We start from the raw sequence: 19292 nt of genomic DNA on the forward strand, positions 1-19292 counted from the left end.
CGGGTGGGGGCGGGCCGGGAGGGTGGCTGCGCTGGGCCGATCGGGGGGTGTCTCGAACCGGTGATCTCGCAGCTCAGCAGCGGTGCGGCTAATGGATTTCGCGTCACGGCGCAGGTCATGTAATGTTGTTCTCGCAACGCCGACGGGGCAGAAAAAAGCCCGGAACGCACAAGCACTCGTAGCTTAACGGATAGAGCATCTGACTACGGATCAGAAGGTTGCAGGTTCGAATCCTGCCGAGTGCACAGCAGGCCAGAGGCCCTCAGGAGAAATCCTGAGGGCCTCTGGTGTTTCCAGGCGGTCGTGCGGCAGGGGAGCGGCGGCGCCCGTGCCGTCGGCGCCTCCATCCGTGGCATCCAGCAGCCGTCCTGCCGCGAACCCCCTTCGTTCTCTCCGTCCGGCGACCTGAGCGCGCGTCTTCGGTCGGCGCCGGGCAGCAGGCGCGCCTTCCGGCGGCCTGCTCGGCGTGTGCGTGGCGGAAAGGACGTGAGCCGCCGCCCCGGTCTGCGGACAATGGCTGCATGACGATGACGGTTTGGGTCGATGACTGGCAGATCCAGTGCTGCGGGCAGAGCTTCGCGCCAGGGGATGTTGTCTCGTGGACGCTGCTGGAAGCCGATCCGGAGGACTACGCCGACGTCGTCGGCAGCGAGCGTGCGGATCAGATCGACTTTCGCGAGGAGCATCACGGGCAGGGGGAGAGGCACGCACCCGCCGCCGTGGAGGTGGTGTCGATCGTCGAGGTGCACTGCCGTTACGAGGTACCCCCGGGCTCGACGGGCAGGGTGCACTTCCCCGTTCCGGGGACGACCGTGCTGGTTCCGGTCGAGGACGCGGACGGGTGGGCGAAAGCCAGGCCGGACGTTCGCTTCGCGGGTTACCTGGTGACCACCCGGCCGGTCACGGACGCGCCGGACGGCGCGGCTACTCGTTCTCAATGAGGGGCGACAGGTGTGGCCTTGGCTTGCCCCCGTGCGGCGAACGGTCCCAGCAGGTAGCGACTGCCACGCAGCGGCAGATCGTTCCAAACGTGTCCGCAGGATGTCATGACTCCGTCACCGCCACGGCCTCGGCGCCATCCGCACCCCCACCATGTGCCTACGTGCATCACGCCAGGGGGGACCATGCGCATCCGTACCACCACCGCGGCCATCGTCGCCGTACTCGCCTTCGCCGCCGTCGGCTGCAGCAGTGACAACGACAATGCCGGCGACAGCAAGGCCGACACCACCAAGAGCAGCGCACCCGAGGCGTCGAGCCCTGCGGACGACGGTGGCACCGCCAAGGGCAGCAGCCTTCCGGCCGAGCCCACGGGTGCCGAGCGGGACGCCGTCCTCGCGGCGGTCAGGGATGTCAACGGCAACCTCACCCATGACGAGGACAAGGCCATCGACGCCGCCCGCAACCAGTGCGCGGCCCTCGACGGTGGAGCCGCGAACACGGACCACACCGCCGCGCAGCGGTTCTCGTACGACGGCGTCACGCTGACCGATGACGACGGCAGCCACATCAACATCGGGCTGCGCAAGACGCTCTGTCCCGCGTCCTGACATCGGTGGGCGGTCCGGGAGAGCCGGTCCCCGGGAGGGGCAGGCAGTCAAGGGCCCTCAGGAGAAGTCCTGAGAGCCCTTGCGCGTTGCCCGTGCAGCGGCGAAGCGCCCCTCCTCAGCCCAGTTGCTCGGCCAGCCCGACGATGATGCCCTCCGGCCCGCGGACGTAGCAGAGCAGGTAGCTGTCCTCGAACCGGGCGATCTCGCCGACGAGTTCGGCGCCGTGATGGCGCAGGCGGGCGACAGTGTCCTCGATGTCGTCGACGGCGAACATGACGCGGTGCGTGCCGAGGATGTTGTGGGGCCGGTTGCGCGGCTCGTCGCTGAGGGCTGCGGGGGTCCGGTACTTCGCCAGCTCCAGTCGGCTGTGACCGTCCGGGGTCCGGACCATCGCGATGTCGCAGCGGACGCCTTCGAGGCCGGTGCACTGGTCGGCGACCTGGCCCTCGACCGTAGCCCTGCCCTCCAACTCCATCCCGAGCTCCACGAAGAACGCGACGGCGGCGTCCAGGTCCTCGACGACGATGCCGACGTTGTCCATCCGCTGAATCGCCATGCTGGCTTCTCCTTCTACTCTGTACGGCCGGTGGCGGCCCCTGATGCTCCTGGGACGGAGCCGGTGGCACGTTCTCGACATCCCCGGATCGCCGGACTCCGAAGAATCCTGGCCGCTCCTCGGACGAGATTCGTCCGGATGGACGTACACGCCTGTCCCTTCGGGCCGGAGCCGTCGCTTCGTCGGCCCACTGATCACGCGTAGATGCCACGGCGGCGTGCTGTCAGACCTCATCCCTAGGATCACGGCATGTCTGACGCCTTCACTGTCCTGTGGACCCATGACACGTGCCGTGCGCTGCGCAAGGCAGGCCGCGTCGGCGAGCGGCCGCCGGTCGCCTTCAGCGGCGTTCACTCGTCGTTGCCCGCATGGTCGGGTGCGCGTGCCGGCGACGAGGTGTACGCGGTGCACGTCAACCGGCGCGAGGTCTTCGTGGTGAGCCGGATGCGAGTGCTCGACGTGGAGCGAGGCGAATGCTGCGGCACGGCTCCTGGTACCTGGGAGGACCCCGCGTATCCCGGACACGAGGACTGGTCGATGCTCGGCGCCGACGGCTGCGGGGCCGAGGCGGTGCACGTGGAGGCGACGCCCGTACGCTTCGACGCGGCCATCCCCGGTGAACTGCTTGCGCGGCTCACCTGGCGCAACCGCCGAGGTCGGACCCGCGCTCTGAAGTACGTGGTGGACGGCCGGCTCGAGAATTCGATCAGCCTTCAGGGGTTCTACCGGCTGACTCCCGAGGGCGCCGACGAGTTGGCGGCCCTGTCGGCTGGTTCAGGGACCTGAGTGGACCGCTTCCGGTCATGTGGAAGAGGGGAGCTGCTCGCGTACCCATGCAGGATCGGGGTTGGTGTGTGGCCGGCCGGCCACGACGACGGTCGGCACCGTCTCGTTGCCCTCGTTGGCCGCCCTCACCGCTGCCGCTCCATCCGGGTCCTGCCAGATGTTGACCCAGTGCAACTGGCGGGTGCGACGGCCCAACCGGAAGCGGAGGCGCAGGCAGAATTTGCAGCCCGGACGCCAGTAGACGATCGGCCGGCCGTCGATCGCGCTGCGGCGTTGTGCCTCCGGCGCACTGAGGGAACTCGGGAAGACCAGGGACGAGTGCATGCCTGCGAGCAGCACGAACATCAGCAGGAGTGCTGCGGCTTCGCCGGGGCTCCCGCTGAGGACCATCCCGGTCGCGACGAGCAAGCCGCAGAGCGCAAACAGTGTGGGCAGGATCCAGGCGCGCATCATGATGACGCAGGCTATCGGCGAGTCGAACTACTCCTCGAACCAGCTCGCCCACGTGGAGTCCCACTGATCGGTGTAGCCGCCCCTGGCCGGTCTGCGCCCCGCCTTCTTCGTGCAACCCGGATTCGAAAGCGATCTGAGTGCGAGCGCACATCCGCGAGGCCGCCCCGGCGGTCTCCTCCCCGCTCACTTCACTCCCAACTTCCTGCCTCCACTTTCGGGCAGGACGGGCAGCTGCGCGGAAACCACTGGACCACCGATCCGTGCGCCTCGGTCAGCTGCGGGCCGAGGTCGCGGACCGCCCCGGTGTGCAGGGCCGTGCCGCAGAAGACGCAGTGCACGCCGCGCTGCTGCTGGGCGGACAGTGTGACGACCGGAGGCAGCGTGACGAGCCGCCTGTCGGGTGGGGAGTCCGGGGTGGAAGGATGGCGCATGGTCGGTCTCCTGGTGATCTCAGGGTTCTGACTGGCCCCGGCCATATGGAGGTACGAACTCCGGTCTGGGGCCTTTCTGTTGCTGGTGGCGTCGCCACTTGACGGCAAATTTATGGGAGTCCCATAATGCAAGTCAAGCGGCACGCCCGATTCGAAGGAACGGGATGGCCGAGACAGAGAGTGAAGGGCCGGTCGAGAGGGAGGAGGTGCAACGTGTCTTCGATGGCCTGGACGCCGTCGAGTCGATGGAGGACTCGCTAGAGAAGGCGCAGATCATCAGCCGCCTGCTCAGAGATCAGACCGAGCGCACCAAAAGGCTGAAGGAGCACCGTCGGAGGATCGTGCTGCGCCTGCGGTCGCAGAAGGTGACGTACCGGGAGATCGCCGAAAACCTGGGGGTCTCGATCGGAACCGTGCAGGACATCGAGCGCGGCTATTCCGGTTCGGGGAAGAACCGTCCCAAGAAGAGCACCGAGACCTCGGCCGGGTAGCAGAACGGCCGAGCGGTGTAGAGACCGCCCGGCCGTAGTGACCAGCGGGTGATCACCCCGCCGATCCGAAATCCACCCTGAAGAGAAGGATTCGCGTTTCGATCGTAGGGCCAGTACCCGCGCGGTGACCACTCCCGCGCCCTGAGCCGTTCGGAACGGCCCCGTTTCCGGCGATCCCCGCGGCCCGACGGCCGCCCCTCACCCACGGACTGTGATGCGCCATCCCACCGGCGCGGCTTCGTGCTGCGCTTCTCCGTCATGCCCGGATCCGGCATGGACCCCCGTACCCCGCGCTCTCCAGGAGCTGGATGCGACGGCCTCCCGGCAGGCCCGGCCGCGTGCGTGGCTGCGGGCCGTCGTGTGGCTCGTCGAGGCGGGGCTGCACCGCCGGGCAGGGGCGACGACGCTGGCCGTCGCGCGGGACCTGGCCGGGCGGATGGACTACCGGCTCGGCTTCGTGCTGTACGACCTGGAGGGCACCGCTGCCCGGTGCGGGGTTTCGGTGGCGACGGTGAAACGCCACGTCCGGGTGTTACGGGAGCTGGGTGCGCTGGTGTGGCGGCGGCACGGGACGAAGCGGAACCTGCACCTTCCCGGCCGCCGGTACGCGGGTACGGCGACGGTCTACGCGGCGGTGATTCCGGCTGTGTACGACGCTGCGATGGGCCACCGGCTGGAGGGCGCCGGCTACGGGGCGCGGGTGGTCGGGGTGACGGACGCAGGTCGGGAACGTGCGGTCGAGGCCGTGCGGGCGAGCGCCCGGCCTGTGGATAACCCGCCTGCGAGGAAACGCAGTTCAGGCGGCCGTGCGCCCCATTCTTCCGGGCGCCACCACGACGTACCCAGAGCTGATGTGGAGGAGAAGGGGAACTACACCCCGGGGAGGTCCCCGCTTCGGGTCGCCCGGGACATCGCCGTCGCCCGGCAGGTGCGGCCGCTCGTCGGCTGGATCCAGTGCGAAGGGCTGCGCCGCCTCGCGTACGCGCTGCGCCCCCTCATCGACCGGGGCCTCGACGCCCGCGCCATCGCGGCCGAGCTCTGCGGCCTGGCTGCCGGATGGCGGCCGGTCCGGCCCGCGGCCTGGATCACCGCTGCTCTGGGACGCGATCGGGAGGAGCCGGTGGCCCATGGGCGTACGGACCCGCCCGAGGTGTTCCAGCGCGCCGTTATCGGTACGCGGGAGCCGGAGTGCGTGGTGGGTGCCGATAGCCCGTGGTACGGCATCGAAGGGCTGACCCGTGAGGAGGTCGTCGATTTACGCTCGGCCGCCGCGTCGGACCCCGGACTGGTGTTGGCTGCCCTGGAGAACCTCGGCGAGCGCGACACCCGTCGGCTGTACACGAACCGGCTCGTGGACGAGGCGCTGCTGTACGCGTTCACCGGGGTGCGCCGTGGGCGTACCGGCTCCGGGCACCACCCCGACCTCATGTGATGGGTGGGGACGGCGAGAGAATCCGCGCACCACAACGACAGAGGCGAGGAAGAGCGGATGATGAACAGACAGACCCCGCGTAGCGCTACGGCTTTGTACGCGACCGCCGTGACCTGCGCCGTCATAGGTGCCCTGCTGTGGCTGCGCAGCCGGTCCATCCCGGCACCCGGCTCGTCCCTGCACGGCTCCTCCGCGGAGTACAGGTCCTTCGCGGACGCCGACAACTCCCTCCCGTCGTCCTGGCGGGTGTGGTCAACGGACCTTCCCGAGGAGCGACTTGGTATGTATCTCGTCGCGGTAGCGCTGGTACTGGCTCTGGCGGGGCGCGTGGTTGCCACCTGGCGCGAAGGCCGCGAAGGAACCGTGCTGCAGTGAACTTCCTGGCGGCTGTGCCGGTCAGTACGGTGCTGCCGTAGAGAAGCGCACGGGGGCGGTGACACGGCATGGGTCGACGACGGTACGTGGCCAGAGGGGTGCCGGGCGGGTACCGCATCTGGGACAACCGGGGCGGCCGTTGGTGGGGCGACCACTATGAGCTCTGCCCCGATGATCTCCTCGCGGCGTTGAACAGGGGTGCCGACTACGCGCAGATCACCGCCCTGCTCAAGAGGTACCGGGCACAAAGGCGTTGAGCCGCTGTGCCCGGCACGGACCCCGCATGCAGTCGTGGTTCAGGCCTCGGCGTTGGCGGCGGCGGCAGTCACCTGCGGCTGCTGCTCGGCCCGGACCACCGGCCGGCGGCGGGCCGGAACGCCGAGGGTCGGGTGGGCGACGCCCCAGGCCGCGCCCTTGCAGACCAGTTCCTTGTAGACCGCGGCGAGACGGCCGGTCAGGGCCGCACTCACGGCGCGGTCGTCGGCGGTGACGTACTGGATGAGGCCTTCCTTGCGGCCCAGCGAGATGCACTGGTTGAAGTAGCGGAGCGCTGTCTTCGGCAGCTTCGTGCCCGTCAGGCGGGCCGCGATGGCGTCGGCGGCCTGCCATGCGGTGGGGACGCCCGAGGCACACGACATCCGCAGGGGCTTGTCGCCGGGGCCCGCCACCAGGGCCGCGTCGCCGATGGCGTACACGTCCGGGTGCGAGAGCGAGCGCATGGTGGCGTCGACCACGATCTGGCCTGTGTCCGAGACCTCCAGCGTGGTGGCCCGCACGATCGGGTGGACCGCGAAGCCGGCGGTCCAGACGGTAACGTCGGCGGGGACGGAGGTGCCGTCCGCGGTCGTCACGTGGTCGGGCGTCACCTCGGTGACGGCGGTGTGCTCGTGCACGGTGATGCCGAGCTTGCCGAAGACCTTCCGCAGGTGCCCGCGGCCCTTGGGGGAGAGGGTGTCGCCGAGGCCGCCGCGGACGGCGAGGGCGATGTCCAGGTCCGGGCGGGCCTCGGCGAACTCGGTCGCGGCCTCCAGACCGGTGAGGCCGCCGCCGATGACGAGGACCTGCTGCCCGGCGTCCAGGCCGGCGAGGCGTTCGCGCAGCCGGAGCGCGCCCGGGCGGCCGGAGATCTCGTGGGCGTGCTCGGCGGTGCCCGGGACGCCCTGGCTGTTCCAGCCGCTGCCGAGGGCGTACACGAGGGTGTCGTACGGCAGTTCCTCGGCGCCGTCCGTGCCCGCGACGGCGCCCGTGCCCGTGCCCGCGACCGTGTCCGCGCCCGCGACCGTGACGTGCTTGCGGTCGGGGTCGACGGCGGTCACCTTCGCGTACTTCAGTGCGACGCCGGTGCCCGCGAACATCTCGCTGAACGGCCTCGGTGCCAGCTCCTGGCCGGTCGCCAGCTGGTGCATCCGGACGCGCTCGACGAAGTCGGGTTCGGCGTTGACGAGGGTGATGGCGACGTCTTCCCGGCGCAGCCGCTTGGCGAGGCGGCCGGCGGCGATGGCTCCCGAGTATCCGGCGCCGAGGACGATGATGCGGTGCTGCTGCTGCATTTCCCTGCTCCTGTCTCGCGCGGTTTCTGCCCCTTGAACCGGGCAGCCCGCCGTTTCCTGACAGGTGGAGAATGTGAGCCACGTCACGCCTTGGTCAGAAGGCGCTGAACAGGGGTTCTCCGTGGTCGGATGCGGCCCAGCGCCTGGTCGCGCGTTCGAGCTTGTCGGGGTTGACCTGGCTTCGGAACGCGGCGATGCCCTCCGCGGTGATCTCCGGACAGATGACGCCGATGATCCGGCCGTCGACGACCGCCAGGAGGGCGGGGGAGCCGTTGGCGCCGGTGGCGTAGATCTCGACCGTGCCGCCTGCGAGGGCGCGCTGGGCCTTGCCGGGCTTGAACAGGCCGCGCATGAACTTCGCGACCGCGAGGGCGCCCTCGAACGCCTTGGCGCGGGCCGGGACCTTGCCGCCGCCGTCGCCGATCGCGACGGCGTCCTCGGTGAGCAGCCGTACGAGCGGCTCGGTGCGGCCGCTGGTGGCGGCCGCGAGGAACTCCTCGACGATCCGCCGGGCGGTCGCCCCGTCGATCTCGGTGCGGGTCCTGCCCTGCGCGATGTGCTTCCTGGCCCGGTGGAGGATCTGCTGGGCGGCGGCCTCGGTGAGGTCGAGGATCTCGGCGATCTCACGGTGCGGGTAGCCGAACGCCTCCCGCAGCACGTACACCGCCCGCTCGTTGGGGGACAGCCGCTCCATGAGGGTGAGGACCGCGTACGAGACGGAGTCGCGCTGCTCCACGGTGTCGGCGGGCCCGAGCATCGGGTCTCCGGCGAGCAGCGGTTCGGGCAGCCACTGGCCCACGTACGTCTCGCGCCGGGCGCGGGCCGAGGTGAGCTGGTTGAGGCACAGGTTGGTGAGGACCTTCGTCAGCCAGGCCTCGGGGACCTCGATCCGGTCCACGTCGGTGGCCTGCCAGCGCAGGTACGTGTCCTGCACGGCGTCCTCGGCCTCGCTCGCGGAGCCGAGAAGGCGGTAGGCGATGGCCTCCAGGCGCGGCCGGGAGGACTCGAACCGTTCCACGTCCTGCACGGTCAGTGGCATGGCCCGGATCCTAACGCGCACGGGGTGCGCCCGGCCGAAGTGGTGCGGGCCTCAGGGTGGTTCACGCTGCCGCGGCCGGTGCGATGTTCTGGTTGGCGCGGAAGAAGTTGTCCGGGTCGTACGTGTGCTTGGCGGCCGCCAGCCGGTCGTACGTGCCGCGGTACGTGGAACGGACGCGGTCCGGCTCCTCGGACTCGCCGAGGAAGTTGACGTACGCGCCGCCCATCGAGTGCGGGTGCAGCTCCGTCCAGTAGTCGACGCACCACTGACGGATCAGGCCGGCGTTCGCGGGGTCGGGGTCGATGCCCGCGATGACGCCGGACCACGTGGCGTCCCGGTAGGCCCACGGGGTCGCGTCGGGGGCGACGCGGTGGGCGGCTCCGTCCACGGGGTACAGGTGCATCGTGGACAGGCCGGTGGGGAGGTTCTGGCCGTACTTCGCGTGCACTTCGATCGCCTCGTCGGAGATGGCGTCGAAGAAGTCACCGCGCCAGTACCACTGGAGTCCCTTCGGGATCAGGCCGTCGAACATGGTCTGGAGGACGGGGTAGGGCATGGGGCTGGTGAAGTGGAAGGCCGGTGCGGCGGGGTCGTTGACCGCGGAGAGGGTCTCCTCCATGCGGCCGGACGCCGGGTCGCCCGTGTAGCACCAGACGACGCCGCACATCTTCTGTCCGTGGATCTCCTCCGGGAACGGAGGCGCCGGCGGCACGGCCAGGAGGGCGAAGAAGCCGTACAGGTCGTCCGGTGCGGCGGGCAGGAAGTCCCGGTACCAGCGCAGCACCTCGGCCGTCCGCTCGACCGGCCACACGGTCACCCCGACGCCGACCGTGTCCACCGGATGCAGCCGGTACGTGAACGAGGTGACCACGCCGAAGTTGCCGCCGCCGCCGCGCAGCGCCCAGAACAGGTCCGGGTGCTCGGTCTCCGAGGCGGTGACGAAGGTGCCGTCGGCCAGGACGACGTCCGCGCCGGTCAGGCTGTCGATGGTCAGGCCGTGGGCGCGGGTCAGGTAGCCGTGGCCGCCGCCCAGCGTGAGGCCGCCCACGCCCGTCGTCGACATGATTCCGGCCGGTACGCCGAGGCCGAAGGTGTGGGTGGCGTGGTCCAGATCGCCCAGTTGGGCTCCCCCGCCCACCTGGGCCGTCCGCGCCTCGGGGTCGACGCGTACCCAGCGCATGGGGGACAGGTCGAGGGTCAGGCCGTCCTCGATCAGGCACAGGCCCGGACCGCTGTGACCGCCGCCGCGTACGGCCAGGTCGAGTCCCTCGTCCTGGGCGAAGGCGAGGGTGGTCCGTACGTCCGCGACATCCACGCACTGGGCGAGGGCGGCGGGGCGCCGGTCGATCATGGCGTTGTAGAGGGTGCGGGACTCGTCGTACTCCGCGTCGCCCGGCGCGATGACAGGTCCTCTCAGGGCGGTGCGCAAGCTGTCGAGTGCCGTGCCGTCGATGTGGCCCATGATCGAACACCTCTGAGAGATCCTGGTGGAGAACCCACCGTTCCAGTGTGACGCAGATCACAGGAGCAGGCGATGTGTGGGAGCATCGCTGGTTCGCATGCGTTCGTTTTCTTCACGTCCGAGGCTCGGGAGTTCGTCCATGGGATGGCAGTGCACCGGCCTCCGCTGGCCCGACGATCAGAGCGGACCCGTCCTCGCGTGGAGCAGGGGGCGGCAGACGCGGGGCAGCGTGCTGGCGTACGGGACGGAGCTCGGTTTCCGGGCCGCGGGGGTGCGGACCTGCATCGGTGCGCGGGGCAACGCCTGCCCGGTGGCGGCCCCGGTTCCGGAACGCAGTACCGGCGCGCGCTGTGCGGAGTGCGGGCGGCTCGACCGGGCGCACTCCGTGGCCGCCGACACGATTCCCGACGATCCGCGGACGTACCGCGTGTACCTGGCCTGGTTCGGGGCCGGGATGGTGAAGGTCGGGATCACCGCCGAGGAGCGGGGCGCGGCCCGGCTGCGGGAGCAGGGTGCGGTCGTCTTCAGCTGGCTGGGGCGGGGGCCGCTGATGGCGGCGCGGCGGGCCGAGGAGGTGCTGCGGGCCGCGCTCGGGGTACCGGACCGGATCCCGTACGCGCGCAAGCGGGCGGTGCGGGCGGACCTTCCGGGCCCGGCCGCGCGGGCCGCCGAGGTGGCGGAGCTCTACGGGAAGGCGGCGGCGCTCGACGGGCGCGGCTGGCCCGAGGCGCTGGAGCGGCTGCCGTTCGAGGCGGTCGACCACGCGGGCATCTTCGGGATCGAGGGGCCGGGCGGGCCGGGCAGGCCGGACGGACCCGTACGGGCGGTGACCGGTCTGGTGGACGGGGGCGCGGTCGCCGGGCGGCTGGTCGCGGCGGCCGGGCCGGATCTGCAGCTGGACGCGGGCGGGGACGGGGTCGTCGTCGTGGACACCCGGCTGATGACCGGCTGGACGCTGGCGGCGGCCGGTGAAGGAGCCGGGGTCGGTGTACCGACCGTGGTGGTCGGGGGCGGCGCGTTGCAGACCGGGCTGTTCTGACATCGTCGGGAGCGTCGCGAGGAGGGGAGTGCTGGATGAGTGACGACCGTGACGACGTGGTGCGGTTCCGGGAGCGGCTCGGGCTGCCGGGGATCATCGACGTACACACGCATTTCATGCCGGAGAAGGTGCTGCGCAAGGTCTGGGCGTACTTCGACGCGGTCGGGCCGCTGACCGGGATGGACTGGCCGATCGCCTACCGCCACGACGAGGACGAGCGGCTGGCGCTGCTCCGCTCGTTCGGCGTGCTCCGGTTCACCTCGATGATCTACCCGCACAAGGCCGGCATGGCTTCCTGGCTGAACGAGTGGGCGGCCGACTTCGCGGCCCGGGTGCCCGACTGCCTGCACACCGCGACCTTCTTCCCCGAGGAAGGCGTCGAGAAGTACGTGGCGGAGGCCGTCGAGGCCGGGGCGCGGGTCTTCAAGTCGCACATCCAGGTGGGTTCGTACGACCCGAACGATCCACTGCTGGAGCCGGTCTGGGGGCTGCTCGCCGAGGCCGGGATCCCCGTCGTGACGCACTGCGGGTCCGGGCCGGCGCCCGGCACGTACACCGGGCCCGAACCGATCGGGCGGCTGCTCGCCCGGCACCCCCGGCTGCCGCTGATCGTGGCGCACATGGGGATGCCTGAGTACACGGAGTTCCTGACGCTCGCCGAGACGTACCAGGAGGTCCGGCTCGACACGACGATGACGTTCACCGACTTCGCGGAGGGCTTCACCCCGTTCCCGGTGGCCGAGCACGGGCGGCTCGCGGCGCTCGGGGACCGGATCCTGCTGGGGACGGACTTCCCGAACATTCCGTATCCGTACGCCCACCAGCTGCACGCCCTGGAGCGGCTGGGGCTCGGGGACGACTGGCTGCGGGCGGTCTGCCACGACAACGCGAAGGCGCTCTTCGACCGCTGACGCCGACCGATGCCGGCGCCGTCCCTCGTGGCGGTGCTGGGACCGATGCCGGTGCCGGGGCCGTGCGCCGCCTCAGTGTCTTTCTCAGGGAATTCACAGAATCGGGAAAGAACTCTCTCAGGGGCGTCTCACAAGGTTGAGGCATGACGACGACGACCTCGCCCCAGGGGCGTACCGAACTGCTCAGGCCGGACCGGACCCCCGTCCGGGTGCTGGTCGTGGACGACGAGGCCCCGCTGGCCGAGCTGCTCTCCATGGCGCTTCGCTACGAGGGCTGGGAGGTCCGCAGCGCGGGCGACGGTGCAGGCGCCCTGCGTACGGCCCGGGAGTTCCGGCCCGACGCGGTGATCCTCGACGTGATGCTCCCCGACATGGACGGGCTCGCCGTCCTCGGCCGGCTGCGCCGGGAGCTGTCCGAGGTGCCCGTGCTGTTCCTGACCGCGCGGGACTCCGTGGAGGACCGGATCGCCGGGCTCACGGCCGGCGGGGACGACTACGTCACCAAGCCGTTCAGCCTGGAGGAGGTCGTCGCCCGGCTGCGCGGCCTGATCCGGCGGTCCGGCGCGGCGGCGGTACGCAGCGAGTCGACGCTCGTCGTCGGCGACCTGATGCTGGACGAGGACAGCCACGAGGTGAGCCGGGGCGGTGGGAACATCCACCTCACCGCGACCGAGTTCGAGCTGCTGCGCTTCCTGATGCGCAATCCGCGCCGGGTGCTGAGCAAGGCGCAGATCCTGGACCGGGTCTGGAACTACGACTTCGGCGGACAGGCCAACGTCGTCGAGCTCTACATCTCGTACCTGCGCAAGAAGATCGACGCCGGACGGACGCCGATGATCCACACCCGGCGTGGGGCGGGATACCTCATCAAGCCCGGTGAGTAGCCGCGTGAAACGGCTGGGCAGGGGGCCGTGGACGCTGCGGACCCGGCTCGCCGTGTCCTCGGTGATGCTGATCGCGGTCGTCGCGGCCGTGATCGGTACGGTCACCGCCATCGCGTTCCACACCTACATGTACGGGAAGCTGGACGGCCAGCTGCGCGACATCAGCATGCGGGCCGCCCGCATGCCGGGTACGCCCGAGCCAGGCGGGCCCCAGGGCAAGGATCCGCTCGGCTTCATCGGCATGGGCGGCGGCCAGCCCCTCAAGACGTTCGGCGCGCTCACCTCGGACGGAGAGGTCACCGAATCGGCGGTCGCCACGGGCGGCGGCTTCGACGCCTCGGAGAACACCGAACCGCTGACCGGCGCGCAGACGGCCGCGCTGGAGGCGGCCCATGTCCCCGCGAACGGCAAGGCGCACGACGTCGAGCTGCCCGGACTGGGCGGCTACCGGGTACAGGCCGCGGCCCCCGCGAGCGACGGCACGACCGTCCTGGTCGGCATCCCGACCTCCGAGGTGAGCGGCGCCCTCAACACCCTGATCCTCGTCGAGGTCTGCGTCACCGGGGCCGGACTGATCGCCGCCGGGATCGCCGGTGCCGCCATGGTCGGGGTCGCCCTGCGGCCGCTGCGCCGGGTGGCCGCCACCGCGACGCGCGTCTCCGAACTCCCGTTGCACAGCGGCGAGGTCACCCTGTTCGAAAGGGTCCCGGACGCCGAGGCCGACCCGCGTACCGAGGTCGGTCAGGTGGGCGCTGCCCTCAACCGGATGCTGGAGCACGTCGGTTCGGCCCTGGACGCGCGGCAGAAGAGCGAGATGCGGGTACGCCAGTTCGTCGCCGACGCCAGCCACGAGCTCCGCACCCCACTCGCCTCGATCCGCGGGTACGCCGAACTCACCCGGCGCGGACGGGAGAACACCGGCCCCGACACCCGGCACGCACTCGGGCGGATCGAGTCCGAGGCACAGCGCATGACGGGCATGGTGGAGGATCTGCTGCTGCTCGCCCGGCTGGACGCGGGCCGCCCGCTCAGCTACGAGAGCACCGATCTCTCCCCGCTCGTCATAGACGCGGTGAGCGACGCACGTGTCACCGGCCGGGCCGCCGCCGCTGCCGGAGACGAGGCCAGGGCCGGGGACGGGCCCACCCATCACTGGCGGCTGGACCTCCCCGAGGCGCCCGCGACCGTGCGCGCCGACCCGACCAGGGTCCAGCAGGTCCTGGTCAACCTGCTGGCCAACGCCCGTACGCACACCCCGCCCGGGACCACGGTCACGGCCCGGGTGCTCGCGGAGGCCGGGAACCCATGGGTGACCCTGGAGGTCCGGGACAACGGGCCCGGCATCCCGGCGGAGCTGCTGCCGCACGTCTTCGAGCGGTTCGCGCGCGGGGACGCCTCGCGGTCCCGGCACGCCGGTTCGACGGGGCTCGGGCTCGCCATCGTGCAGGCCGTCGTCGTCGCGCACGGCGGTGTCGTCGAGGTGCGTTCGGTGCCGGGGGACACGGTGTTCGCCGTACATCTGCCGGCGGACGCCGCCTTCCCCGCGTCGACCGGATTCCACTCACAGGCGGACCACAGGCTCAGCACACGGGTGTGACAGCGCGGTTGGCGAGTGTCGATGTCATGCGAACCGACACTCCCTGGAGCACCTTGCCGGCCCGGGACCACCTCCTGGCCGGCGCGGGCGATGCGGCAGGTGCCCCCGTACTCGATGTGGTGGTACCCGTCTACAACGAGGAGAAGGACCTGGAGCCGTGCGTGCTGCGGCTCCATGACCATCTGGCCCGTACCTTCCCCTACGCCTTCCGGATCACCGTCGCGGACAACGCGAGCACCGACCGGACGCCCGAGGTGGCGCAGCGGCTGGCCCGCACGCTGCCGGGGGTGCGTTCGTACCGGCTGGAGGAGAAGGGCCGCGGGCGGGCGCTGCGTACCGTCTGGTCGCACTCGGACGCCCCGGTCCTCGCCTACATGGACGTGGACCTGTCCACCGACCTCAACGCGCTGCTCCCGCTGGTCGCACCGCTGATCTCCGGTCATTCGGACCTGGCCATCGGCTCACGGCTCGCCCGCAGTTCGCGGGTGGTGCGGGGGACGAAGCGGGAGTTCATCTCGCGGGCCTACAACATCATCCTGCGGTCCTCGCTGGCCGCCCGGTTCAGCGACGCCCAGTGCGGGTTCAAGGCGATCCGGGGCGAGGTCGCTCAGCGGCTGCTGCCGATGGTCGAGGACACCGGCTGGTTCTTCGACACCGAGCTGCTGGTGCTGGCCGAGCGGGCCGGGCTGCGCATCCACGAGGTGCCGGTCGACTGGGTCGACGACCCGGACTCGACGGTCCACATCGTGCGGACCGCCACCGAGGACCTGAAGGGCGTGTGGCGGGTGGGGCGTGCGCTGGCCGTCGGTGCGCTGCCGCTGGACCGGCTGGCGCGGCCCTTCGGCGACGACCCGCGCGACCGCGGGATCGGCGGGGTGCCGCGCGGACTGGCCCGGCAGCTGGTCGGGTTCTGCGCCGTGGGAGCCCTCTCGACGCTCGTCTACCTGGTCCTGTACTCGCTCTTCCGGCAGGGCGTCGGCCCGCAGATCGCCAATGGCGGCGCGCTGCTCGTGTCCGCCGTCGCCAACACGGCGGCGAACCGGAGGCTCACCTTCGGGGTACGCGGCCGGGGCGGAGCCGTCCGCCACCAGGCGCAGGGCCTGGTGGTCTTCGCCATCGGGCTGGTGCTGACCAGCGGTTCGCTCGCCGCGCTGGGCGCGGCCTCCGGCTCGCCCTCGCACGGCACCGAACTCGCCGTCCTGATCGCGGCCAACCTCGCGGCGACGGTGCTGCGGTTCCTGCTCTTCCGCGCCTGGGTCTTCCCGGACCGCGACCGGAGCCGTGACGCGTCCCGCCCGGTGGGTGCCCCGGCGCACCGCCCGGTGGACGCCCCGGCTTCCCGTCCGGCCGACTGCCCGATGGACGTCTCTGCTTCCCGTCCCGCCGACCGTCCGGTGGATGACCCTGCGTCCCGTCCCGCCGACCGTCCGGTGGACGCCCCTGCGCCCCTTCCCGCCGCGGTCACGGCCGATGACACCCACCACGAACTGAGGAACGTCCGATGACCACGCTCGACCACCTCCCGGCGCCGCCCCAGCGCGCGGCGGGACACGCACTCCCCGGCCCCTCACTGCCGCACCGCGTGTGGCGCGGCCGGCCCGAGGACCCCCGCTGGGCCCGCCCGGCCTTCCTGGCCATGCTGCTGGTCATCACGCTGGCCTACCTGTGGAACCTCGGCTCCTCCGGCTACGCCAACTCCTTCTACTCCGCGGCCGTGCAGGCCGGCAGCCAGAGCTGGAAGGCCTTCTTCTTCGGTTCGCTGGACTCGGCCAACGCCATCACCGTCGACAAGCCCCCGGCCACGCTCTGGCCGATGGCGCTGTCGGTGCGGATCTTCGGCCTGCACTCCTGGGCGATCCTTGCCCCGCAGGTGCTGATGGCCGCGGCGACGGCCGGGGTGCTGTACGCCTCCGTACGCCGCCGGTTCAGCGCCGCTGCCGGGCTGATCACCATGGCGGTGTTCGCGCTCACGCCCGTCGCCGCGCTGATGTTCCGGTTCAACAACCCGGACGCGCTGCTCGCGCTGCTGATGACCGTCACCGTCTACTGCGTGCTGCGCGCGATGGAGAACGGCCGCACCAAGTGGCTGGTGTGGGCGGGCGTGGCGGTCGGTCTGGCGTTCCTGTCCAAGACCCTCCAGGCGTTCCTGATCCTGCCGCCGCTGGCGGTGCTGTACGCGGTGTTCGCTCCGGTCTCCGTACGCAGGAGGTTCGGCCAGCTGGGCGTCTCGGCGCTGGCGATGGTCGTCGCGGGCGGCTGGTGGGTGGCGATCGTCGAGCTGTGGCCCGCCTCCTCGCGCCCGTACATCGGCGGCTCGCAGAACAACTCGTTCCTGGAGCTGACCTTCGGCTACAACGGGCTCGGCCGGATCAACGGCGAGGAGACCGGCAGCATCGGCGGTGGCGGGGGCGGCGCCGGTGGCGGCGGTCAGTGGGGCGAGACCGGCATCGGCCGGATGTTCAACTCCGAGATCGGCACCCAGATCTCCTGGCTGCTGCCCGCCGCACTCGTCCTCCTGGCCGCCGGTGTCTGGCTGACCTGGCGGGCGAAGCGGACCGACACGGCTCGGGCGGCCTTCCTGGCCTGGGGCAGCTCGCTGCTGATGACCGCGGCCGTGTTCAGCTTCATGGCCGGCATCTTCCACCAGTACTACACGGTGGCCCTGGCCCCCTACCTCGCGGCGCTGATCGGCATGGGCGCCACGGTCCTGTGGGAGGAGCGGTCCCGCTGGTGGGCGGGCGCCGCGCTCGCGGTCACCGTGGGCGTGACGGTGTACTGGTCGTACGTGCTGCTGGGGCGCACCCCGGACTACCAGCCCTGGCTGCGGCCCACGGTGCTCGTCGCCGGGATCGTCGCCGCGCCGGCCCTGCTGGCCGTGTCCCGGCTGGGGCGCCAACTGGCGCTCGCCGCAGTGGGCCTGGGCTTCGTCGCGTCACTGGCGGGACCGGTCTCGTACACCGTGAGCACGCTGAACACCGGGCACCAGGGCTCCATCGTCACGGCGGGCCCGTCCTCCGGCGGGATGGGCGGCGGCCCCGGCGGCGGTGGTGGCCGTGGACCCGGCGGTGGTGGCGGCGGGATGCAGCCGCCCGGGCAGGGCACCCAGCAGGGCACCCAGCAGGGCGGTGGCATGGGGCAGCCCCCGACCGGCACCCCGCCCGGCCAGGGGCAGGGCCAGGGACAGGGCCAGGGCCGGAACCAGGGCGGCCCCGGCACGGCGCAGAACGGGCAGCAGCCCGGGGCCATGCCCGGCACGGGTGAGCGCGCCGGTGGAGGCGGTGGCGGTGGCGGCATGGGCGGACTGCTCAACGGCGCGACCGTCGACGCCGCGGCGAAGAAGCTCCTGGCAGCGGACGCGGACGACTTCACCTGGGCCGCCGCGGCCATCGGCTCGCAGAACGCCGCCAGTTACCAGCTCGCCACCGGCGACCCGGTGATGGCGATCGGCGGCTTCAACGGAAGCGACCCGTCCCCGACGCTCTCCCAGTTCAAGAAGTACGTCGAGGACGGCCGGATCCACTACTTCATCTCCAGCGGCACGGGTGGCGGTGGCGGCATGGGCGGCAGCGGCGGCACCTCGTCGCAGATCTCCACCTGGGTCGAGAAGAGCTTCGAGAAGGTCACCGCGGGCAGCGCGACCTTCTACGACCTGACGCAGCCCACGAGCAGCTGAGAGCCGGTACTCAGAGGGTTCAGCGCCGCAGCAACAGGTCCGCGACGACGGGGCGGTGGTCCGAGGCGAGTGTCTCGGCCACCGCCGCGTCGCGTACCCGCACGGTGTCCTTGGAGACCGCCACGTAGTCGATGCGCTGCACCGGATCCAGCGCCGGGTACGTCGGGCCGCCCGGTTCCACATCGGTGAGCGTCTCCCACAGCGGGGCCAGCTCGGGAGCCGCCGGGGCCGCGTTGAAGTCGCCGAGCAGGATCTGGTGCACCGGCCGCCGCTCCGACTCCTGGTCCTCGGCCATGATCCGGCGGGTGTCGGCCACCTGGGCGGTCCGGACGGACGGGTCGCCGCGGTAGTCGAGGTGCGTCGCGTACACGTGCACGGGGACGCCCTTCACCCGCACCACGACCTCGCCGAAGCCGGGCGCGAGCGCCGGCACCGGGTTCGGGTCCTGGGTGGAGAGCCGGGTGATGTCGTGGTTCTCCGCGCTCACGATCCGGTACCGGGACAGCACCGCGACGCCGAACTCGCGCCTGGGGGCGCCCGGAACCGCCGGGTCGAAGCTGTAGATCGGGGCGAACGACACCCGCATGCCCAGCCGCTCGGCCAGCTCGGCCGCCAGGTCCCGCCCCTGACTGCGGTCGCCCCAGTGGACGTCGACCTCCTGGAGCCCGATCACATCCGCGTCCAGCGAGCGGAGCTCCGCCACCTGCCGGTCGAGATCGAAGACGTTGTCCATGCCGGACCCCGCATGGATGTTGTACGTGGCCACGCGCAGGGGTACCAGCTGCCCCCGGCCGTGCCCCGCGGCTGCCGCGGGAGGCGCGAGCACCGTCCCCAACAGGCCTGCGGTCAGCAGGACTTCCACCGTACGACGACGCAGTGACATACCACTCCAGCCCTTGTCGGATCAGCGACCGGCAACGTATCGCGGGAAAGTCGGTTGTACGTGTCCCCTGCACAGCTATACGGTGTACATCTCGTTCCTGTACGCCGTATAAGACCTTGATCGCAGCGCTTGCGGGTCCGTGCCGAGCAGCTTGAGAGTTCGTGCCGGACCGCCGGTGTG

Annotated in this window: 20 protein-coding genes and 1 tRNA gene; 14 read left to right on the forward strand and 7 right to left on the reverse strand. The window is 71.2% G+C overall.

Annotated features, from left to right (window positions below; all coding sequences use genetic code 11):
* Positions 1 to 172 precede the first annotated feature (172 nt).
* The 3 genes from JGS39_RS23600 to JGS39_RS23610 all read left to right on the forward strand — a co-directional run bounded on the left by JGS39_RS23600 (position 173) and on the right by JGS39_RS23610 (position 1550).
* A tRNA-Arg gene (locus JGS39_RS23600) sits at positions 173 to 245 on the forward strand.
* Positions 246 to 521: 276 nt separating this feature from the next.
* Complete coding sequence (locus JGS39_RS23605; protein ID WP_219571446.1) at positions 522 to 941, forward strand: DUF6578 domain-containing protein; 420 nt, start codon at positions 522 to 524, stop codon at positions 939 to 941.
* Between the two features lie 183 nt (positions 942 to 1124).
* The gene (locus JGS39_RS23610) at positions 1125 to 1550 is read left to right on the forward strand and encodes a hypothetical protein (RefSeq protein ID WP_219571448.1); all 426 of its coding nucleotides are present in this window, start codon (positions 1125 to 1127) and stop codon (positions 1548 to 1550) included.
* Between the two features lie 115 nt (positions 1551 to 1665).
* On the opposite strand, the gene JGS39_RS23615 is transcribed toward JGS39_RS23610, so the two are convergent.
* Positions 1666 to 2106 (reverse strand): VOC family protein, encoded by a 441-nt coding sequence (locus JGS39_RS23615; protein ID WP_219571450.1) that lies wholly within the window; start codon positions 2104 to 2106, stop codon positions 1666 to 1668.
* A 249-nt stretch (positions 2107 to 2355) separates the two neighbouring features.
* Here JGS39_RS23615 and JGS39_RS23620 point away from each other — a divergent pair, with 249 nt between their 5' ends.
* The gene (locus JGS39_RS23620; RefSeq protein WP_219571452.1) at positions 2356 to 2892 is read left to right on the forward strand and encodes a hypothetical protein; all 537 of its coding nucleotides are present in this window, start codon (positions 2356 to 2358) and stop codon (positions 2890 to 2892) included.
* A gap of 15 nt (positions 2893 to 2907) precedes the next feature.
* Here JGS39_RS23620 and JGS39_RS23625 read toward each other — a convergent pair whose 3' ends face one another.
* Together JGS39_RS23625 and JGS39_RS23630 are read right to left on the reverse strand one after the other, a co-directional pair.
* A complete protein-coding gene (locus tag JGS39_RS23625) occupies positions 2908 to 3345 on the reverse strand; it encodes a glutaredoxin domain-containing protein (protein WP_219571453.1) in 438 nt (145 codons plus the stop codon).
* A gap of 188 nt (positions 3346 to 3533) precedes the next feature.
* Complete coding sequence (locus tag JGS39_RS23630) at positions 3534 to 3776, reverse strand: hypothetical protein (protein ID WP_219571454.1); 243 nt, start codon at positions 3774 to 3776, stop codon at positions 3534 to 3536.
* A gap of 164 nt (positions 3777 to 3940) precedes the next feature.
* On the opposite strand from JGS39_RS23630, the gene JGS39_RS23635 reads away from it, so the two are divergent.
* The 4 genes from JGS39_RS23635 to JGS39_RS23650 all read left to right on the forward strand — a co-directional run bounded on the left by JGS39_RS23635 (position 3941) and on the right by JGS39_RS23650 (position 6331).
* Positions 3941 to 4267: a helix-turn-helix domain-containing protein gene (locus JGS39_RS23635; RefSeq protein ID WP_219571455.1), complete on the forward strand. Its 327-nt coding sequence runs from the start codon at positions 3941 to 3943 to the stop codon at positions 4265 to 4267.
* A 214-nt stretch (positions 4268 to 4481) separates the two neighbouring features.
* Entirely contained in the window at positions 4482 to 5699 is a 1218-nt protein-coding gene (locus JGS39_RS23640; protein WP_219571456.1) for a cell wall protein, read from the forward strand.
* Between the two features lie 57 nt (positions 5700 to 5756).
* Positions 5757 to 6074, forward strand: a complete 318-nt coding sequence (locus JGS39_RS23645) for a hypothetical protein (RefSeq protein WP_219571457.1) — start codon at positions 5757 to 5759, stop codon at positions 6072 to 6074.
* 68 nt (positions 6075 to 6142) lie between these two features.
* Positions 6143 to 6331, forward strand: coding sequence for a hypothetical protein (locus tag JGS39_RS23650; RefSeq protein ID WP_219571458.1), 189 nt, complete (start codon positions 6143 to 6145; stop codon positions 6329 to 6331).
* 39 nt (positions 6332 to 6370) lie between these two features.
* Here the strand turns inward: JGS39_RS23650 and JGS39_RS23655 are convergent, their stop codons facing one another.
* The 3 genes from JGS39_RS23655 to JGS39_RS23665 form a co-directional block, all read right to left on the reverse strand.
* The gene (locus JGS39_RS23655) at positions 6371 to 7624 is read right to left on the reverse strand and encodes an NAD(P)/FAD-dependent oxidoreductase (protein WP_219571459.1); all 1254 of its coding nucleotides are present in this window, start codon (positions 7622 to 7624) and stop codon (positions 6371 to 6373) included.
* Positions 7625 to 7718: 94 nt separating this feature from the next.
* Positions 7719 to 8663, reverse strand: coding sequence for an RNA polymerase sigma-70 factor (locus tag JGS39_RS23660; RefSeq protein ID WP_219571460.1), 945 nt, complete (start codon positions 8661 to 8663; stop codon positions 7719 to 7721).
* 61 nt (positions 8664 to 8724) lie between these two features.
* Positions 8725 to 10125 carry an FAD-binding oxidoreductase gene (locus tag JGS39_RS23665; RefSeq protein WP_219571461.1) on the reverse strand — a complete coding sequence of 467 codons (1401 nt, stop codon included), beginning with the start codon at positions 10123 to 10125 and terminating at the stop codon, positions 8725 to 8727.
* A 139-nt stretch (positions 10126 to 10264) separates the two neighbouring features.
* Between JGS39_RS23665 and JGS39_RS23670 the strand changes: the two genes are divergently transcribed.
* The 6 genes from JGS39_RS23670 (at position 10265) to JGS39_RS23695 (ending at position 18229) form a co-directional block, all read left to right on the forward strand.
* Entirely contained in the window at positions 10265 to 11164 is a 900-nt protein-coding gene (locus tag JGS39_RS23670) for a DUF2797 domain-containing protein (protein ID WP_219571462.1), read from the forward strand.
* Between the two features lie 35 nt (positions 11165 to 11199).
* Positions 11200 to 12075 (forward strand): amidohydrolase family protein, encoded by an 876-nt coding sequence (locus JGS39_RS23675; RefSeq protein WP_219571463.1) that lies wholly within the window; start codon positions 11200 to 11202, stop codon positions 12073 to 12075.
* Between the two features lie 143 nt (positions 12076 to 12218).
* Positions 12219 to 12959 carry a response regulator transcription factor gene (locus tag JGS39_RS23680; protein WP_219571464.1) on the forward strand — a complete coding sequence of 247 codons (741 nt, stop codon included), beginning with the start codon at positions 12219 to 12221 and terminating at the stop codon, positions 12957 to 12959.
* A gap of 64 nt (positions 12960 to 13023) precedes the next feature.
* The gene (locus JGS39_RS23685) at positions 13024 to 14556 is read left to right on the forward strand and encodes a HAMP domain-containing sensor histidine kinase (protein WP_219571474.1); all 1533 of its coding nucleotides are present in this window, start codon (positions 13024 to 13026) and stop codon (positions 14554 to 14556) included.
* 26 nt (positions 14557 to 14582) lie between these two features.
* The gene (locus JGS39_RS23690; protein WP_236063975.1) at positions 14583 to 16061 is read left to right on the forward strand and encodes a bifunctional glycosyltransferase family 2/GtrA family protein; all 1479 of its coding nucleotides are present in this window, start codon (positions 14583 to 14585) and stop codon (positions 16059 to 16061) included.
* The gene (locus JGS39_RS23695; RefSeq protein WP_219571465.1) at positions 16058 to 18229 is read left to right on the forward strand and encodes an ArnT family glycosyltransferase; all 2172 of its coding nucleotides are present in this window, start codon (positions 16058 to 16060) and stop codon (positions 18227 to 18229) included. Before JGS39_RS23690 ends, JGS39_RS23695 begins: the two co-directional genes overlap by 4 nt.
* 19 nt (positions 18230 to 18248) lie before the next feature.
* Here the strand turns inward: JGS39_RS23695 and JGS39_RS23700 are convergent, their stop codons facing one another.
* Positions 18249 to 19112: an endonuclease/exonuclease/phosphatase family protein gene (locus JGS39_RS23700; RefSeq protein WP_219571466.1), complete on the reverse strand. Its 864-nt coding sequence runs from the start codon at positions 19110 to 19112 to the stop codon at positions 18249 to 18251.
* Positions 19113 to 19292: the final 180 nt, after the last annotated feature.

It is taken from the genome of Streptomyces poriferorum (assembly GCF_019399235.1).
Lineage (GTDB): Bacteria > Actinomycetota > Actinomycetes > Streptomycetales > Streptomycetaceae > Streptomyces > Streptomyces poriferorum.

What these genes read in the sequence shown, in the direction of transcription:
- JGS39_RS23605 (WP_219571446.1), top strand. Translation starts at nt 522, where the DNA reads ATGACGATGACGGTTTGGGTCGATGACTGGCAGATCCAGTGCTGCGGG.
- JGS39_RS23610 (WP_219571448.1), top strand. Translation starts at nt 1,125, where the DNA reads ATGCGCATCCGTACCACCACCGCGGCCATCGTCGCCGTACTCGCCTTC.
- JGS39_RS23615 (WP_219571450.1), bottom strand. Translation starts at nt 2,106, where the DNA reads ATGGCGATTCAGCGGATGGACAACGTCGGCATCGTCGTCGAGGACCTG.
- JGS39_RS23620 (WP_219571452.1), top strand. Translation starts at nt 2,356, where the DNA reads ATGTCTGACGCCTTCACTGTCCTGTGGACCCATGACACGTGCCGTGCG.
- JGS39_RS23625 (WP_219571453.1), bottom strand. Translation starts at nt 3,345, where the DNA reads ATGATGCGCGCCTGGATCCTGCCCACACTGTTTGCGCTCTGCGGCTTG.
- JGS39_RS23630 (WP_219571454.1), bottom strand. Translation starts at nt 3,776, where the DNA reads ATGCGCCATCCTTCCACCCCGGACTCCCCACCCGACAGGCGGCTCGTC.
- JGS39_RS23635 (WP_219571455.1), top strand. Translation starts at nt 3,941, where the DNA reads ATGGCCGAGACAGAGAGTGAAGGGCCGGTCGAGAGGGAGGAGGTGCAA.
- JGS39_RS23640 (WP_219571456.1), top strand. Translation starts at nt 4,482, where the DNA reads ATGCGCCATCCCACCGGCGCGGCTTCGTGCTGCGCTTCTCCGTCATGC.
- JGS39_RS23645 (WP_219571457.1), top strand. Translation starts at nt 5,757, where the DNA reads ATGATGAACAGACAGACCCCGCGTAGCGCTACGGCTTTGTACGCGACC.
- JGS39_RS23650 (WP_219571458.1), top strand. Translation starts at nt 6,143, where the DNA reads ATGGGTCGACGACGGTACGTGGCCAGAGGGGTGCCGGGCGGGTACCGC.
- JGS39_RS23655 (WP_219571459.1), bottom strand. Translation starts at nt 7,624, where the DNA reads ATGCAGCAGCAGCACCGCATCATCGTCCTCGGCGCCGGATACTCGGGA.
- JGS39_RS23660 (WP_219571460.1), bottom strand. Translation starts at nt 8,663, where the DNA reads ATGCCACTGACCGTGCAGGACGTGGAACGGTTCGAGTCCTCCCGGCCG.
- JGS39_RS23665 (WP_219571461.1), bottom strand. Translation starts at nt 10,125, where the DNA reads ATGGGCCACATCGACGGCACGGCACTCGACAGCTTGCGCACCGCCCTG.
- JGS39_RS23670 (WP_219571462.1), top strand. Translation starts at nt 10,265, where the DNA reads ATGGGATGGCAGTGCACCGGCCTCCGCTGGCCCGACGATCAGAGCGGA.
- JGS39_RS23675 (WP_219571463.1), top strand. Translation starts at nt 11,200, where the DNA reads ATGAGTGACGACCGTGACGACGTGGTGCGGTTCCGGGAGCGGCTCGGG.
- JGS39_RS23680 (WP_219571464.1), top strand. Translation starts at nt 12,219, where the DNA reads ATGACGACGACGACCTCGCCCCAGGGGCGTACCGAACTGCTCAGGCCG.
- JGS39_RS23685 (WP_219571474.1), top strand. Translation starts at nt 13,024, where the DNA reads ATGCTGATCGCGGTCGTCGCGGCCGTGATCGGTACGGTCACCGCCATC.
- JGS39_RS23690 (WP_236063975.1), top strand. Translation starts at nt 14,583, where the DNA reads ATGCGAACCGACACTCCCTGGAGCACCTTGCCGGCCCGGGACCACCTC.
- JGS39_RS23695 (WP_219571465.1), top strand. Translation starts at nt 16,058, where the DNA reads ATGACCACGCTCGACCACCTCCCGGCGCCGCCCCAGCGCGCGGCGGGA.
- JGS39_RS23700 (WP_219571466.1), bottom strand. Translation starts at nt 19,112, where the DNA reads ATGTCACTGCGTCGTCGTACGGTGGAAGTCCTGCTGACCGCAGGCCTG.